This window comes from Rhodoferax ferrireducens, from assembly GCF_049302455.1.
Classification (GTDB): Bacteria; Pseudomonadota; Gammaproteobacteria; order Burkholderiales; family Burkholderiaceae_C; genus Rhodoferax; species Rhodoferax ferrireducens_B.
Window position 1 is genome coordinate 1 of record NZ_JBAQMD010000119.1, and the last position, 15,685, is coordinate 15,685.

10 protein-coding genes are annotated in these 15,685 nt (G+C 61.0%); 5 read left to right on the forward strand and 5 right to left on the reverse strand.

Going from position 1 to position 15,685, the window contains the following annotated elements:
- Positions 1–357: 357 nt before the first annotated feature.
- Positions 358–879 carry an ABC transporter ATP-binding protein gene (locus WA157_RS20210; protein ID WP_422622695.1) on the reverse strand — a complete coding sequence of 174 codons (522 nt, stop codon included), beginning with the start codon at positions 877–879 and terminating at the stop codon, positions 358–360.
- Positions 880–1,378: 499 nt separating this feature from the next.
- Here WA157_RS20210 and ggt point away from each other — a divergent pair, with 499 nt between their 5' ends.
- Entirely contained in the window at positions 1,379–3,118 is a 1,740-nt protein-coding gene (ggt, locus tag WA157_RS20215) for a gamma-glutamyltransferase (protein WP_422622696.1), read from the forward strand.
- 66 nt (positions 3,119–3,184) lie between these two features.
- On the opposite strand, the gene WA157_RS20220 is transcribed toward ggt, so the two are convergent.
- On the reverse strand, positions 3,185–3,826 hold the full coding sequence (locus WA157_RS20220; RefSeq protein ID WP_422622697.1) for an FMN-binding negative transcriptional regulator: 642 nt from the start codon (positions 3,824–3,826) through the stop codon (positions 3,185–3,187).
- Positions 3,823–4,311, reverse strand: a complete 489-nt coding sequence (locus WA157_RS20225) for an OsmC family protein (protein ID WP_422622698.1) — start codon at positions 4,309–4,311, stop codon at positions 3,823–3,825. The genes WA157_RS20220 and WA157_RS20225 overlap by 4 nt, the downstream gene beginning before the upstream one ends.
- 291 nt (positions 4,312–4,602) lie before the next feature.
- Between WA157_RS20225 and WA157_RS20230 the strand changes: the two genes are divergently transcribed.
- From WA157_RS20230 to WA157_RS20240, 3 genes are all read left to right on the forward strand, one after another.
- Positions 4,603–8,982 carry a GAF domain-containing protein gene (locus WA157_RS20230; RefSeq protein WP_422622714.1) on the forward strand — a complete coding sequence of 1,460 codons (4,380 nt, stop codon included), beginning with the start codon at positions 4,603–4,605 and terminating at the stop codon, positions 8,980–8,982.
- A gap of 549 nt (positions 8,983–9,531) precedes the next feature.
- Complete coding sequence (locus WA157_RS20235; RefSeq protein WP_422622699.1) at positions 9,532–9,801, forward strand: MoaD/ThiS family protein; 270 nt, start codon at positions 9,532–9,534, stop codon at positions 9,799–9,801.
- A 32-nt stretch (positions 9,802–9,833) separates the two neighbouring features.
- The gene (locus WA157_RS20240) at positions 9,834–10,934 is read left to right on the forward strand and encodes a WD40/YVTN/BNR-like repeat-containing protein (protein ID WP_422622715.1); all 1,101 of its coding nucleotides are present in this window, start codon (positions 9,834–9,836) and stop codon (positions 10,932–10,934) included.
- Positions 10,935–10,941: 7 nt separating this feature from the next.
- Here the strand turns inward: WA157_RS20240 and WA157_RS20245 are convergent, their stop codons facing one another.
- Positions 10,942–11,757: a hypothetical protein gene (locus WA157_RS20245; protein ID WP_422622700.1), complete on the reverse strand. Its 816-nt coding sequence runs from the start codon at positions 11,755–11,757 to the stop codon at positions 10,942–10,944.
- 58 nt (positions 11,758–11,815) lie between these two features.
- Here WA157_RS20245 and WA157_RS20250 point away from each other — a divergent pair, with 58 nt between their 5' ends.
- Positions 11,816–12,184 (forward strand): hypothetical protein, encoded by a 369-nt coding sequence (locus tag WA157_RS20250; protein ID WP_422622701.1) that lies wholly within the window; start codon positions 11,816–11,818, stop codon positions 12,182–12,184.
- A gap of 30 nt (positions 12,185–12,214) precedes the next feature.
- Here the strand turns inward: WA157_RS20250 and WA157_RS20255 are convergent, their stop codons facing one another.
- Positions 12,215–15,655 carry an EAL domain-containing protein gene (locus WA157_RS20255; RefSeq protein ID WP_422622702.1) on the reverse strand — a complete coding sequence of 1,147 codons (3,441 nt, stop codon included), beginning with the start codon at positions 15,653–15,655 and terminating at the stop codon, positions 12,215–12,217.
- Positions 15,656–15,685 lie beyond the last annotated feature (30 nt).

A 15,685-nucleotide genomic window follows, 5' to 3' on the forward strand; every position in this document is an offset into this window, starting at 1 on the left:
TAGCACGACAGCACACCGTGCATGTTGACCGCGTAACGATTGAGCAGTTGTGTTTCCATGATCGTGCCCCGTTAGCTATGAAGTGGCATGGTATTACTTGTTTGGTTCCGGCTCGTCCGGCTTAGGATTGTCAGGGCTGACGTTTATCGCTGGTAGGAGCCCGGATTGGTGAGCGAATCTGGGCTCGAACTGCCAGCGCGGCAGCTTGAAGCCGCATCGCAGGTGGGACACGCCGATGCAGCGCCCGTTTTTGATCCAGGCTGATCATCACGCGGCGGCTGGGCTTTCTGGAGTAAATGGTCTTGATGGTGCAACAGCTTGTCACTGTGAACCAAAGCGACCGCGGATGAGCCGCCCTCAGTCTCCCAAATCAATGATCTGCGCCAGTGGCACGTCGCCCGGTGCCTCGTAGTGGGCTAGCACCCAGGCGCGTGCAGGGTGGCGCGCCGCGTCTTCCAGGAGTTCCATCACAAAGACAATCGATGCCTTGTCGAGCGCGGCAAAGGGCTCGTCCAGCAGCGTGACGGCGGCACCCGATGCGAAGGCGGCTGCCAGCCAGACTTTGCGCTTCGACCCGGTGGACAGCATGTAAAGAGGCTTGTCCAGATGCGGCGCCAGCGACAAGCCTTTGATCAGCTCGCCCACTAGCTGGTCGTCAAACCCGGGATGGTTGCGGTGCAGCGAGCTGAAGTAGTCGACCGGTGTGATCTGATCCAAGGCGCTTGAGCGCGGGTCGGCCCAGAACACCTGCTGCCGGTAACTGACGGACAAGTCGGCCAGGCGGACGTCGTTGACCTGCAGGTGCCCGGCATGGGCTGGCAACTCCCCCGCCAACAAGCGCAGCAGCGTGGTCTTGCCACTGCCATCGCCGCCGCGCACCAGGGTGACTCCGGGCGGAATGCGGGCCGACCAGTCCGTGAACAGCGCGCGCTGCGGGTAACGGAAGCACAGCCCGTCGGCCTGCAGGACTGCGGCTGGGGTGATGGCGGAATGTTCGATGGATCGGTCCTCTTGTCGGTTGGGCTCTTCTCTTGGCCAAGTGGGCCTTCGCTTGTGTTGGCGTTATGTTGCTACAAATTACATAGCTGTTTGCGCATATTCTACGCGGGCTAGCGTCATAAACCCTTACAACCTCCCCCTGCAGAATCGCACTCAACGCCACGCCACGTTGGCGTCAAAACAGAGCTCAGCAGCCGCGCAGATTCTTGCTTTCCGCGAGACCCGCATGCCGGTGTGGCGCTATCACCTTATGCACAATTTACATACCCATGCCTGGCAATTTTTTGTAGGATGCAGGCTCGTGGTCGCGCCTGTCAAACCGGTCCACAAGCAGACAATCCGTACGCCATTCATCAACCACCCTCACGGGAGCCTCCTCATGAAGAACTTGCACTTCGCCTCAAGACTGAAGACATCGCTGTTGGTGACCGGCATCTTGCTGGCTGCGCACAGCGACTTGCAGGCCGCGTCCGTGGCCCCGGTTGCCGCTGAACACGGCATGGTGGTTTCAGCCCAGCAACTGGCCACCAAGGTCGGCGTCGACGTACTGCGGCGCGGCGGCAACGCGGTCGATGCGGCGGTGGCCGTGGGCTACGCCCTGGCCGTCGTGTACCCGGCGGCCGGCAATCTGGGCGGCGGCGGTTTCATGACGGTGCAACTGGCCGATGGTCGCAAGACTTTTCTGGACTTCCGCGAGAAGGCGCCGCTTGCCGCCAGCGCCAACATGTACCTCGACAAGGACGGCAACGTGATCAAGGGCCTGAGCACGTATGGTCATCTGGCTGTTGGTGTGCCGGGCAGCGTGTCGGGCATGGAATATGCCCGCACAAAATACGGCACCATGAAGCGCGCCGAGCTGCTCAAGCCGGCCATCACACTGGCGGAAAAGGGCTTTGCCCTGGGCCAGGGCGACATCGACATCTTCCATACCGCCACGGCTGATTTCAGCAAGGACCCGGCCTCGGCGGCCATCTTCCTCAACAAGGGGCAAGCCTTCCAGGTCGGTCAGAAGTTGGTGCAGAAGGACCTCGCCAAAACCCTCAAGGCGATCAGCCAGCGCGGCACCGATGGTTTCTACAAGGGTCCGGTGGCGGCAGCCATCGTCAAGTCCAGCCAGAGTGGCGGCGGCATCTTGACCCAAGCCGACCTAAACCAATACAGTGTGCGCGAGATGGCGCCGATCGAATGCGACTACCGTGGCTACCATGTGATCTCGGCGCCACCGCCCAGTTCTGGCGGCGTGGTCATCTGTGAGATGCTCAATATCCTGGAGGGCTACCCGCTGAAGGACCTGGGCTTTCGCTCGGCCCAGGCGGTGCACTACCAGATTGAAGCGATGCGCCATGCCTACGTGGACCGCAACAGCTACCTGGGCGACCCGGATTTTGTGAAGAACCCGATCGCACGCCTGACCGACAAGGCCTACGCCGCGCAGATCCGCGCAGTGATCGACCCCAACAAGGCCGGTGTCTCGAAAGACCTCAAGCCCGGGGTCGAGCCGCATGAAGGCAGCAACACCACCCATTATTCGATCGCCGACCAATGGGGCAATGCGGTCGCCGTCACCTACACCCTGAACGATTGGTTCGGCGCCAAGATGACCGCGGCAGGTACCGGCGTGCTGCTGAACAATGAAATGGACGACTTCACCTCCAAGGTGGGCGTGCCCAACCTTTACGGCCTGGTTCAGGGCGAGGCCAACGCCATTGCCCCGGGCAAACGCCCGCTGTCGTCCATGAGCCCGACGATCGTGAGCAAGGACCAGCAGCCCGTGATGGTGTTGGGGACGCCGGGCGGCAGCCGCATCATCACGGTGGTGTTGCACGCCATCCTGAACGTGGTCGACTACGGCATGACCGTGCAGGAAGCGGTCGATGCGCCACGCTTTCATCAGCAATGGCTGCCTGATCTGACCAACGTCGAAAACTTTGCGATCTCGCCCGATACACGCAAGCTGCTGGAGGCTGCCGGTCACAAGCTGGGGGCCCCGCAACCGGCCAACCACATGGCCGCCCTGCTGATTGGCGCACCTTCACTGGGTGGCAAACCGGTGGGTAACAACCGCTTCTACGGCGCCAACGATCCGCGCCGCAACAGTGGTCTGGCGATGGGTTATTGAGCTCGACTGCGGCTTTTCAAATCACCTGCACACCCGCCGTCATGGGCGCGCAGGTTCGCGCCGTGCTCATGGCTTGGTCTTTTGTTGCACCAGGGCCGCCATCTGCAGCGCTGCCGCGGTGCCTTGTGCGCTCAATCCGGCAACAACACCTTGTCTGTCCGCGATTGGGCGGTTTTGGCTGACCTTCCATTTGCCGACCCAGCGCCGCACCGGAATCTCGATGCCAACGATGGCCTTGAGCATGCTGTCGATGTAATCGGCGGGCGCATCAAGCACCTGCCAGGGCTGGGCCTGACTGGCCTCGTGCACCTGGGTCAGACGGGTAACCAGGTCCAACAGCCGGACCCGATCGTCAAACGCCTGCGGCACACCGTGGGCGTGAACCGTGGCGTAGTTCCAGGTCGGCACCGCCTTGCCGTGGACGAGTTTGCCCGGGTACCAGCTGGGCGACACATAGGCTTGCGCCCCGGTGAACACGGCCACCGACGAGGCACCCTCGCCCAGCGCCTGCCATACCGGGTTGGCGCGGGCCACATGGCCGACCAACGTGCCGTGTTCACCGCGCTGGGCATCCAGCAGAAACGGGATATGGTTGACCAGCAACTCCCCCTGGTGCAACACCACCCAGGTGGCCAGCGGATAGGCGCCCACCAGCGCATGCAGCGTGGCGGTATCGGTCTCTTCAAAGTGAGGCGGCAGGTAGGTCATGGCAGGGGCCTGGTTGGTGTTTCAGAAATCGGTTCGCACCGCACGTCCGTCTTGACGGAGTTGGCGATATAGCAGGACGCGTGCGCACGGTGGTGCAAGTCCTGCAGTTCCTCCGGCGTGGGGCTGCGCCCTGGTGCAAACTGCACCGCCGGTCGCAGCGTGACGCAGGTCATGGCCAGTTGGCCTTCGGCGTTACGTGCCATGAGACCCACGGCCTCGTCGCGGTAGCCATCCACCACCCAGCCGGCGCGGGCGGCGATGTCCAGAAACCAGAGCATGTGGCAACTCGACAGCGAGGCGACAAACGCCTCTTCGGGGTCCACGCCGGCCGGATCTGAAAACGGCAGGGGCACGACGTGGGGCGACGATGAGGCCGGCACGACGGCGCCGCCATCAAAGTGCCAGGCGTGGCGACGGCTATAGCGGTGGTCAACAAAGGCTGCGTTGTCACGCTGCCAGATAACGGTGCTTTTGTGCTGGGCCATGGTGGGCTTTCGGGTGTTTGACTGCTGCGGGTTCATGAAATGGTTCCACAGTTTATAAAACTCTGTTCGGCGGTCCCCGATCCAGGTACTGTGGTGCCGCGCGTGAGCTGGCGGCGCTCGCGCAGGAAGATCGAAATACTCATTTATGTCGTCAATCCTTGTTGCGGCATCAAGACCTTGCAACTAAGCTGTTTCAACGAGGTCGAACGTGTATTAGGATGGCACTTGGCAGTGGCTTGAAGCGATGCTCCGACTAAAAAATAGAGAGTGAACATGAAAGCTGGTATGGCAATGCACAGATTCCTGTCTCAGGGAAAGCTGCTGCTGTCCATTGTTTTTGCTGTCTTGGTCATTTTTCTGACGCTCCCCAACTCTTTTGCCGAATCAGCCAATCAAAATAAACTCGTTTTTCTGGGCAACAGGAATATAGCCCCGGTGGTCTACCAAAATAATGGGGTCCCGGCAGGCGTTGTGGTGGACATCGTTCGTGCACTTGAAAAATACATGCCCCAGCCGATTGAAATTAGAACCATGGACTGGCTGGAGGCGCAGGCGCTGGTGGCAGAAGGGAAAGCCGATGCGCTTATTCAGATAAACCCGACGCAGGAGCGCCGGGAAATATATGATTTTTCAGATACCTTGCTTGAATCCCAGTTTTCAATTTTTACCACCACCAATAGAGTTGGCATCGCAGGAATGTCAAGCCTTCGCGGCCTGAGGGTTGGAGTGGAGGCGGGGGGCCTGCCCCAGCAATTATTGGGAAAAGACCCGCAAATTCTGCTCACCATCATTCCAAATTTTATTGAGGGATTTAAACAGCTCAATGATGCCCAGGTGGATGCCGTGGTGGTGGACTACCGGGTTGGCTCTTATATTATTGCTGAAAATAATATACAAGATATCAGGGTGACGGGTGAGCCTGTGGCATTTTCTTATTCGTCCATTGCGGTGAAAAAAGGAAATGAGAAACTGCTCAGTGCCATCAACAATGGCTTGAAAAGTATCAAAGCGGATGGTAGTTACCAGACCGTCATCAATAACTGGAAGCCCAAAGAGGTTGTGTTTGAAACCCGGGAGCACATCACACAAAGAATCTACTACACCACGGTCGTCACCTTATTCATATTGCTCCTGATTGCAGCCATATGGACGATGACCTTGAAGAAACAGTTGCTCCGAAGAAAGGCGGCGGAAGAGCGACTGGGGGAACAGTATTCCACTTTGAGCAGCATCATCAACAGTGCCAATGCGCTCATCTTTTCTCTGGACCGGCAATACCGCTACACCAGTTTCAACCAGGGGCATGCCGCCGCCATGAAAGCGCTTTACGGTGCCCAGATCGAGCAAGGCCACAGTCTGCTGGACTACATGACCGTGCCGCAGGATCGGGAAACCGCCCAGCACAACATTGATCGGGCAATCGCCGGAGAGCAGGTTGTGGAGGAGTCGTATTCAGGAGATGAACTTCGGTCGCGACATTATTTTCAGGTCTCGCACAGCCCGATCAAGAGTGGCGAAGATGTCATCGGTGTGGCGGTGCTGGCCCATGACATCAGCGCCCGCAAGCGCTCGGAGCAGGCGCAGGAGTTGGCCTCCCAACGCATGCAAATGCTGCTGCAACTCAACCAGATGGCCGGGGCAACGCTGAAAGAGATCGAGGATTTCACCCTGGAAGAAGCCGTACGCCTGACCCAAAGCAAAATCGGCTACCTGACCTTTGTTAACGAAGATGAGAGCGTGTTGACCATGCACGCGTGGTCAAAATCGGCCATGGCAGAGGGCGTCATCGCCGAGGAGCCGATCGTGTACCCGGTCGAAACCACGGGGCTCTGGGGCGAAGCGGTGCGCCAGCGCCGGCCCGTCATCACCAACGATTACAACACCGCCAATCCCTTGAAAAATGACTGGCCGCAGGGCCTCGTCAACCTGAAACGTCACATGAATGTGCCGGTGTTTGACGGCGCCAGAATCGTCATCGTGGCGGGCGTTGGCAACAAGGTCGAGGCGTACGACGAAGGTGACGTGCAGCAGTTGACCCTGATCATGGAAGGCATGTGGCGGCTGCTGGAGGGCAAGCGCTCGCAGGAAGCCCTGCATCGATTGAATCGCGAACTGCGCGCCATCAGCAACTGCAACCAGGCCTTGTTGCACACGCAGGACGAGCAGACCCTGCTCAACGACATTTGCCACATTGTTTGCGACCAGGCCGGCTACCGCATGGCTTGCGTGGGCTATGCCGAGCACGACGCGGACAAGACCATACGTCCGGCGGCCTGGGGTGGTTTCGACAGCGGGTATATCGCCGACGCCAAACTGTCGTGGGCTGAGGACACACCGCGCGGGCAAGGTCCCGCCGGCGTCGCGATCCGGAGCGCAGAGATCGTCTATTTCCAGGATCTGGCCAACGACCCAAGCATGGCCCCGTGGCGCGAGAGCGCCTTGCAGCACGGCTATCGTTCCGGCATCGCCTTGCCCTTGAAAAACGAAAGCGCAGAAGTATTCGGCGTTCTGCTGATTTATTCGGCCGAGATCAACGCCTTTAGCCCCGCCGAAATCCGGCTTCTGCAGGAGCTGTCGGGCGATCTGGCGTTCGGCATCACGGTGCTGCGCGCCCGCCTCAAAAGCACGCAGTTTGAGCGCGTTTTGCAGGCGCGCCTGCGGCTGCTGGAATTCGTCGGCGCACACTCGCTGGATGAATTTCTGACTGCCACCCTGGATGAAATTGAAACGCTGACCGGCAGCTCGATTGGCTTCCATCATTTCGTCGAGGCGGATCAGAAAACGCTCTCCTTGCAGAGCTGGTCAACGAACACGCTGAAAAGCATGTGCACGGCCGAAGGAAAAGGCAGCCACTATTCCATCGACGATGCCGGCGTGTGGGTCGATTGTGTCCGTGAACGGCGTGCGGTGATTCACAACGACTACGCTTCATTGGCGCATCGCAAAGGGCTGCCTGAGGGTCATGCGCCGGTCATCCGGGAAGTGGTGGTACCGATTTTCAGAGGCGACCAAATCAAGGCGATTATTGGCGTTGGCAACAAATTGGTGAACTACGACGACAGCGACATCGAGATCGCCTCCCAGTTGGGTGACCTTTCCTGGGACATCATTGAACGCAAGCGGGCGGAAGAAGCGTTGAAGAACATGGCGATGAAATTCCGGACCATCTACGAATCGACTTCCGATGCCATCATGCTGCTCGATGAACAAGGCGTCCTCGACTGCAACGCGGCCACGCTGCGGATATTCGCTTGCCCGGCACGGGATGATCTGGTTGGCAAACATCCCTCCCAGCTGTCTCCCCCGACCCAGCCCGGTGGCGAAGAGTCGATGCGCCTGGCCGATGAACATGTCGCTGCAGCGTACCGGAATGGCAGCCATCAGTTCGAATGGACGCACCGTCGCCTTGACGGCGCACAGTTTCCCGCCGACGTGTTGCTCACTGCCATGGAACTGGGCGGCAAGCCGGTGCTGCAAGCCACGGTGCGCGACATCACCCGGCGCAAGCAGGATGAACTCGCACTGGCAAGAGCAAACCGCGCCTTGCGCACCCTCAGCGCCTGCAATGAAGCACTGGTGCGCGCCACCAACGAACCCGAGCTGCTTGATGCCATTTGTCGGCTGATTGTGGAAACCGGCGGCTACCGCATGGCGTGGGTCGGATTCCCCGAGCAGAACGCGGCGAAGACGGTGCGCCCGGCGGCCCACTATGGTTACGACGAAGGTTTTCTGACCGAGGCCCCTATCAGTTGGGCCGACATTGAGCCTGGTCGTGGCCCGACCGGCACAGCCATTCGGACCGGCACCGTCCAGGTCAATCAGAACTTCCTGCTCAACCCGGCATCGGCCCCGTGGGGCGAGGAGGCACAGTCGCGCGGCTACCAGTCCAACATTGCGCTGCCGCTCACCAGCGAAGCGGGCACCTTGGGTGTGCTGACCATTTTTGCGGCGGCACCCGACGCATTCAACGAAACCGAAGTCATCCTGTTGAAGGAGCTCGCCAGCGACCTGGCCTTCGGCATCGCCACCTTGCGCACGCGGGCTGAACGCGACCGCATTGCCTACGAACACCAGCACCATGAGGACATACTGCGCCAGAGTCTGGAGGACTCCATCAAGGCCATCGCAGACACTGTGGAAATGCGCGACCCGTACACCGCTGGCCACCAGCGGCGCGTGGGGCAACTGGCGGTCGCCATCGCGCGCGAACTGGGCCTGCAGGAAGACACCATGCGCGGCATCGAGCTCGCCGCCAGCATTCACGACCTGGGAAAAATCAGCGTTCCGGCGGAAATTCTCGCCAAACCCATCAAGCTGACGGCCATTGAATACATGCTCCTGAAGAATCACCCGCAAGCCGGCTTTGACATTCTCAAAGACATCAGATTCCCCTGGCCCATCGCCACCATGGTGCTGCAACACCATGAGCGTCTGGACGGCTCGGGTTATCCGCAGGGACTCCAGGGTGAGCAAATCCTGCTGGAGTCGCGCATCATGGCGGTCGCCGATGTGGTCGAGGCGATGGCCTCGCATCGCCCCTACCGGGCGTCGCTGGGCATTGATGCCGCGCTGGCGGAAATCGGACGCGGCCGCGGTGTCATCTACGACGCGTTGGCCGTTGATGCCTGCTTGAGGCTGTTCGCAGACAAACGGTTTGCGTTTTCAGGCTGACCTGGCCCCGTGCACCGGGGTCAGGCGGATGGCCAGCGGGTCCGCGCAATCCGTGGTTCCATCCAGACTGTGCGCTGGCGCACCGACCGGCGGCTTCGAAACTGACTCAATCGGGCCACGGTGATTTGTCGAAATCACCAAAAGGACTCTGACATGAACCGCCCAGCTTACAGTGCCAAACCCGCAGATTACGTCAGCGTCAGCCATCACCTTTGTCCGCTGTGCGGGGGAAATTTGATCCGGACCCCGCGCCGGCCTGTCGACCGTTTTTGGAGCCTGTTTGTTCCGGTTCACCGCTACCGCTGCAACCGATTTGCATGCCAGTGGACCGGTAATCTTCGGGTCGACAGCAACGCGGCAAACTCGGGCACGCTGACACCGCGCTGAATCAGCCAGAACGGGTCGTCAAAAACCCTGGAACAGCATTCAAGCGGGGCTGGAACCGGCGCCGCAGCGGGGCCTGCATCGGTCTGGCAAACGTCGGCTGAAAAGCGTAGAGTTATGGCGCGGTGCGCCGCACCGCGTCAACGCCAGCCGAGCCCTATACCCATGGTCACCGTTGAATTTGCCGCCAGCCTGCGCCGCCACGTCGAATGCGCGCCCCAGTCGGTCGCGCCTGGCACGCTGCGCGACGTGCTCGAAGGTGCGCTGCGCGCAGCGCCCGCATTAGCCCACTACGTGTTTGACGACCAGCGCGCGGTGCGCAAACATGTGGCGGTGTTTGTCAACGGGCGAATGGTGCCCGAGCGCGTCAAGCTGAATCAGTCCCTGGGCGCGGGCGACCGGGTGTTGGTGATCCAGGCCCTGACCGGTGGCTGACGTCCGTTCAATTTCTTTGATGAGAGGAGATCATCATGCCAACATTGCTGCTTGCCACCCGCAAGGGTTTGTTTGCCGTCCAGGGCGATGGCGCGAACTGGCACATCGCGTCGCATCATTTTGCCGGTGAGCCGGTCACGCAGGTGCTGGCCGACCGGCGCGACGGCAGTTGGTATGCCGCGCTGCGGCTGGGCCATTTCGGCATCAAGCTGCACAAGAGCCGCGATCAGGGCCAGACTTGGCAAGAGATGGCGGCGCCCGCGTTCCCCGTCAAGCCGACTGAGGGGCACTGGGCCGATGACCCCACGCCCTGGAGCGTAGACCTGATCTGGTCGCTGGCTGCGGGCGGCGCCAACGAGCGCGGCGCGCTGTGGGCCGGTTGCCTGCCAGCCGGGTTGTTCAAGTCGGAAGATGGCGGCGCCAGTTGGACGCTGAACCAGCCGCTGTGGGAAGAACCCGGGCGCCGGGCGTGGCTCGGTGGCGGTTATGACCATGCCGGCATTCACTCCATCCTGGTCGATCCGCGTGATCCTCGCCACGTCACCCTGGGAATTTCCTGTGGCGGCGTGTGGCAGACGCGAGACGCCGGCACCTCCTGGTCGCTGACGGCCAGCGGCATGAAAGCCGACTACCTGCCGCCCGAGAATGCCGATGACGGCAACACGCAGGACCCGCACTGTCTGGTGCAGTGTGCCGCGCAACCCGATATGTTGTGGGTGCAGCACCATTGCGGCCTCTATCGCTCCACCGATGGCGGCAAGCAATGGCAGGCCATTGCGGCACCGGCCCCTTCGGGCTTCGGATTTGCTGTCGCCTGCGACCCGCACAATCCGCAACGCGCCTGGTTCGTGCCGGCCCAGGCGGATGTGTGTCGCATTCCAGTGGGTGGCCGGATGGTCGTGACACGCACCGACGATGGCGGCGCGTCCTTCCAGGTTTTGTCGGAGGGCTTGCCGCAACGCCAGGCCTACCATCTGGTCTATCGCCACGGGCTTGATGTCACGCGCGACGGGCGGACCCTGGCGCTGGCATCAACCACCGGCGGTTTGTGGCTCAGTGCCGATGCCGGGCTGGCGTGGCAGTGCCTGTCACGCGATCTGCCACCGGTGGCAGCGCTGCGTTTCACCGACTGACGAGAAATTAGTTGCGATCCTGGCCTCGTTCCTCATCGAGCAAGCGCTTTTTCTCCCGTCCTTGCGGTGACTGGCGCCTCTGATCCTGGCCTGGCGCGCCACTCTGGCGCGGTGGCGCTTGGGTTGGAGCTACCCTGGGAGCCTGTTCGTTTCTCATTTGCGGCGGCTGTGCGCGCGGGGGCGCGGCCGGACGGCCTTGCGGTGTCCGCTGAACACGCGCGGGCGCTGTTGGCACGGCTTGCTCCTGATAGTGCTGCCGCGCTACGGTGTCACGCGGCTGATACCGGTAATTCTGGCCATGCAGCGAGCGCTGCTGTTCCACGGGTGGGTATCGATCGCCTGAATACCGTCGCTGGTAGGTGGGCAGCGGAGCGGGCGCGGGCGCTGAACCGCGGTTCCACTTGTCCCAGCCGCCTCTTTGCTGCTGCCATTCATGGCCCCAGTGCTCGCCCCAGCGGGGCGGCGCATCCGCGCGCCAGTCGCGAAAGTACACTGGCGGCGCCCGGTAGTAGCGCACCGGAATTCGCAGGACGAACAGGGGCACATACGCTGGCGCCACCAGACCCCAGGGCCCGCTGTACCAGGAGCTCGCATACCAGTTATCGCCCTGGTAGACCCAATACATGCCATCGTAAAAGAAGAAGTTTGAATTCAAACGTGGCGCGTAGTAGACCGGGTAGCCCGGCACCCGGACCAACTCCGGGTACACCGGCAGGTTGATCCCGATGCTGACGCCAGGGAGCCCGATACCGATGCTTAGCTGGGCCATGGCCGAAGTCATCGACCCCAACAGCATCAAAAACACAATGAGTAAGTAACGCATTTTCTGTTCTCCAGTTGGATCACCAAGCACAGCCTAGACGATTCCGGCAGAAAAGTCCGTGCGTTATCGCACCTTACTGCGCCAAGGGTCTTCATGTGCGTTGGCGCACCGACAAGCGGCATCAAAACTGACTAAATGCGCTGCAAGCAACGAAGCCATTGCTGCCTTTGTCGCAGCACATGAGGCTAATCGTCCCTACAACCCACTGATCAGACATCTGACCGCTACCGCTACCGCCATGCAAAACTTCAAGAACATCGAATCAGAACTGAAATCCAGACACCTGCGGGCCAGCGCCGCTGCGCTTGAGTCTGATTTGGCAGCCAACACCGTGATCCAAAATTGGGATGCCGTCTCAATCGCCTTTGTCGCGATGGCCCGGACTCTCCATGCGCCGGAGTTTTTGCACGGCAATGTGGCCCGCTGATCACGCCAAAAACTGCGCCGCCCATGGGCATCAAACCCGCTTCGCAAACGCCTCGAACTGATCCAGCGGCAGCGGACGGCTAAACAGATAGCCCTGGCAGGCATGGCAGCCCAAACGGGCCAGAAAACCCCTCTGCGCCTCGTTTTCAACCCCCTCCGCGATGACCGCCAAGCCCAGGCTGTCGCCCAGCACGATGACCATCCTGGCGATGGCGGCATCGTTGGGGTCGACGAGAATGCTCCTGACAAAACCCTGGTCGATCTTGAGTTGATCCAGCGGCAGTCGTTTCAGGTACGACAGCGATGAATAGCCGGTCCCGAAGTCGTCCAGGGAAAACCCCACGCCTTTTTCTTTCAGGGCGCTCATCTTGGCGATGACATCTTCCACATCAGCGATCAGCACACTCTCGGTCAGTTCCAGCTTGAGCCGTTGCGGGTTGGCGCCGGTGTTGCCAAGAACCGTCAACACCTGGTTCACAAAATCCGCCTGATGGAACTGGCGCGCGCTGACGTTGATCGCAACAGTCAGGTGATCCATCTCAGGCCGGTTGCCCCATTGGGCCAATTGGGTGCAGGCGGCCTCCAGCACCCAGCGACCCAGGGGCAAGATCAAGCCGGTGTCCTCGGCCAGCGAAATGAACTCGCCAGGCGACACCAGGCCACGCTCAGGATGTTGCCAGCGCACCAGCGCCTCGCACCCTGTCAGGTGGCCCTGGTCGTCCACCTGAGGTTGATAGTGGAGAAGGAACTCATCGTTCGTAACCGCCCTGCGCAGGCCGGCTTCCAGTGCGGCGCGCGACGTGACCACGGCCTGCATTTCCGGGTCGAAAAATCGCAGCGTGTTGCGCCCTACCGCCTTGGCCTGGTACATGGCCAGATCGGCCCGTTTCAGTAGATCCTCAGTGGTCTCCTCCTGCTTGGAAAACAGCGTGATGCCGATACTGGCCGTGCTTTGATACTCATAGCCGTCCAGAGAGTAGGTCTGCTTGAGCGAGGCCAGAATTTTTTTACCCAAGGTTTCAGCCTGGGTGGCGGCAGCCTCCAGGTGCTCACTCAGATTCTCCAGCATCACCACGAATTCATCGCCACCCAACCGGGCCACGGTGCCACCCTCGTGCACGCAGCCTGCCAGCCGCTGGGCGACTTGCTGCAGCAGCAGATCGCCCTTGTCATGGCCAAGGGTGTCGTTGAGGGTTTTGAAATTGTCAAGGTCGATCAGCAGCAGCGCCCCTTGGCGCCGGTGACGGACACTCGCCGCCAGGGCCTGTTGCAGCCGGTCGAGCAGGAGCCGCCGGTTGGGCAGGCCGGTCTGCAAGTCAAAGAACGCCAGATTCCGGATCTCGTCCTCCGCTGCCTTGCGCAGTGTGATGTCCATGAAGGTCCCGACGTAGTGCGTGACAATTCCACCGTTCTCCTTGACAGCGGTGATGGAGAGCAACTCCGGATAGGCTTCGCCGTTTTTGCGCCGGTTCCAGATTTCGCCTTGCCAGGATCCGGTACGCCCGATGCTTTCCCACATCGCGGCATAAAAGGCTTTGTCATGGCGTCCCGACTTGAGCAGGCGCGGGTTATGGCCTACGACTTCATCGGCGCTGTAGCCGGTAATTTCGGTGAAGGCCCGGTTGACCTGCAGGATGGCGCCCTGTGCATCGGTGACGGTCATGCCCTCTTGGGACTCGAAGGCAGTGGCGGCGATGCGAAGCGCCTCCTCGGCCTGCTTGCGCTCGGTGATGTCTCGGGACAGGACGATAAAACGCGGCTCTTGCCCCTGGCCCACCGACTTGCGGGCAACGGACAGTTCAAACCAGGCCCTGCCATGCGCAAGCTGCAATTCAAACTGCTTGCCCGTTGATCTACCCTTTTCATTCGCCTCGCGCAATGCCGACAAACAAATACTGGCAGATTCTGCGGACATGACGTCTGACACTGTTTTGCCAACCAAAGACTCTGCAGGTGCAACTAGCAAGTCGGAATGGGGCGCATGAACTTCGTAGTAACGCCCATCCAGTCCAAGTACAAACAACAGGTCCGGGACCGCATCAAACGTGGCTTGCAGCTGGTTTTGGGAGCGCTGCACTTGTGTATTGAGCGCTTCGAGCATCCGGTTGGAGCGCCGCAGACGAAGCAGGAAGTACGCGCTGCCGGCAAAAACGAGGGCACTGCCGCCGAGCACGGTCCACAGCCAGCGCTCCTGCAGGGCGCGCTGGCGCAGCTCAGCGGATTGTTGCTCGTTGCGACGGGTCAATTCGTCGATTTCGCGCTGCTTGCTCTCGGTGGCGTAACGTTCGGCAAGTTCCACCATGCGTGCGCCGGCCTTTTCGCGCGTCACCTTGTCCGCCAGGTTGGCCGCTTCGACAAAGAGTTCGTAGGCTCGCTGGTGGTCACCGTCGACGGTGCCAATCTCGGCCATGCGCCGCGCACTACCGCTCAGGTAAATAGGCAAACCAATTTCTTTGGCGAGCCCATAAGCCCTCTCGGCATCGGCCCGTGCGGCAGCGACGCGGCTGAGCGCCTGAAGACTGGAACTGCGCGCGTTCAGCGTAAACCAGAGACCGATGAGGTTTGGATATTTCTCATAGATCGCGACCATTTCCTCCAGCGGCAGCACGGCTTGGGCGTGACGGCCCTGCTTGCGAAGCAAGTCCGCTAAGCCAAACAGCCCGTAGCTCAGACTGAAGGGGCTGCCGATCGAGCGGAACATGGCAATCGCCTCGCGCGTCAAACGCTCGCCTTCAGCAACACGGCCAAGGCTCACCGTCACCCCGGCAAGACCTTGAACGGCGTGTGCTTCCAGAATTTTCGAATGGGCAATGCGAGCGTAGTCGCGCATCTGCAGGTAGTGCTCGCCAGCCTGCGCGTAGCCCCCGCTGAGATCAAATGAAATGGCCAGGCCCTGATGGGCGTAGGTCAGCGCCAGGGGGTCTTTCGTGCGTTTGGCAATTTCCATGGCCTGCATGGCCATGGTGACGGAATTGTCAAAGTCACTGACGCGGCGGTACATCATGGACATCCTCAGCAGCGCTTCGCCGAGCAAGTCGGGCCGGTTCACGCCTTCGAGCAGTTCCACGCTGCGGGTGGTGGCCGCCATGGACACGTCAATCCGGGCCTGGTTGACGGCGTTCAACGCCACGTTGAGCTGCGCCTCGGCCTGCCCCACCCGGTCCCCCTGCTGTTGCGCCAGTTCCAGGGCGGTTTCGGCGTTCTTTTGCGCCTTTTCGGTCAACGACAGATAAGCCTCGATGCGCGACAGCAGATTGAGCACCCGGGCCCGGTCAACGGGTGTGGCATCGGCGGGCAGGCTGGCCTGCAGGCGCTGCGCCTGCGTGTAGGCGCGAGGCACGTCATTTTCCGCCAGTACCCGGGTCTGGCCCGCTTGTGTGCGCCAGTCATCGAGCGAGCTGGCGGCCTGGACCGGGCCAGGCAGGCCAAGACCCAAAACCCCGGCAAGAACCATCCAGGCCGCAAGTAACAAGCGGCATGTGCAGCGCCGTGCGACGGGAGG

Bases quoted from the DNA above. Each gene is read 5' to 3' on its own strand.
- WA157_RS20245 (WP_422622700.1), bottom strand. From the start codon at position 11,757: ATGCGTTACTTACTCATTGTGTTTTTGATGCTGTTGGGGTCGATGACT.
- WA157_RS20225 (WP_422622698.1), bottom strand. From the start codon at position 4,311: ATGGCCCAGCACAAAAGCACCGTTATCTGGCAGCGTGACAACGCAGCC.
- WA157_RS20235 (WP_422622699.1), top strand. From the start codon at position 9,532: ATGGTCACCGTTGAATTTGCCGCCAGCCTGCGCCGCCACGTCGAATGC.
- ggt (WP_422622696.1), top strand. From the start codon at position 1,379: ATGAAGAACTTGCACTTCGCCTCAAGACTGAAGACATCGCTGTTGGTG.
- WA157_RS20230 (WP_422622714.1), top strand. From the start codon at position 4,603: ATGCACAGATTCCTGTCTCAGGGAAAGCTGCTGCTGTCCATTGTTTTT.
- WA157_RS20220 (WP_422622697.1), bottom strand. From the start codon at position 3,826: ATGACCTACCTGCCGCCTCACTTTGAAGAGACCGATACCGCCACGCTG.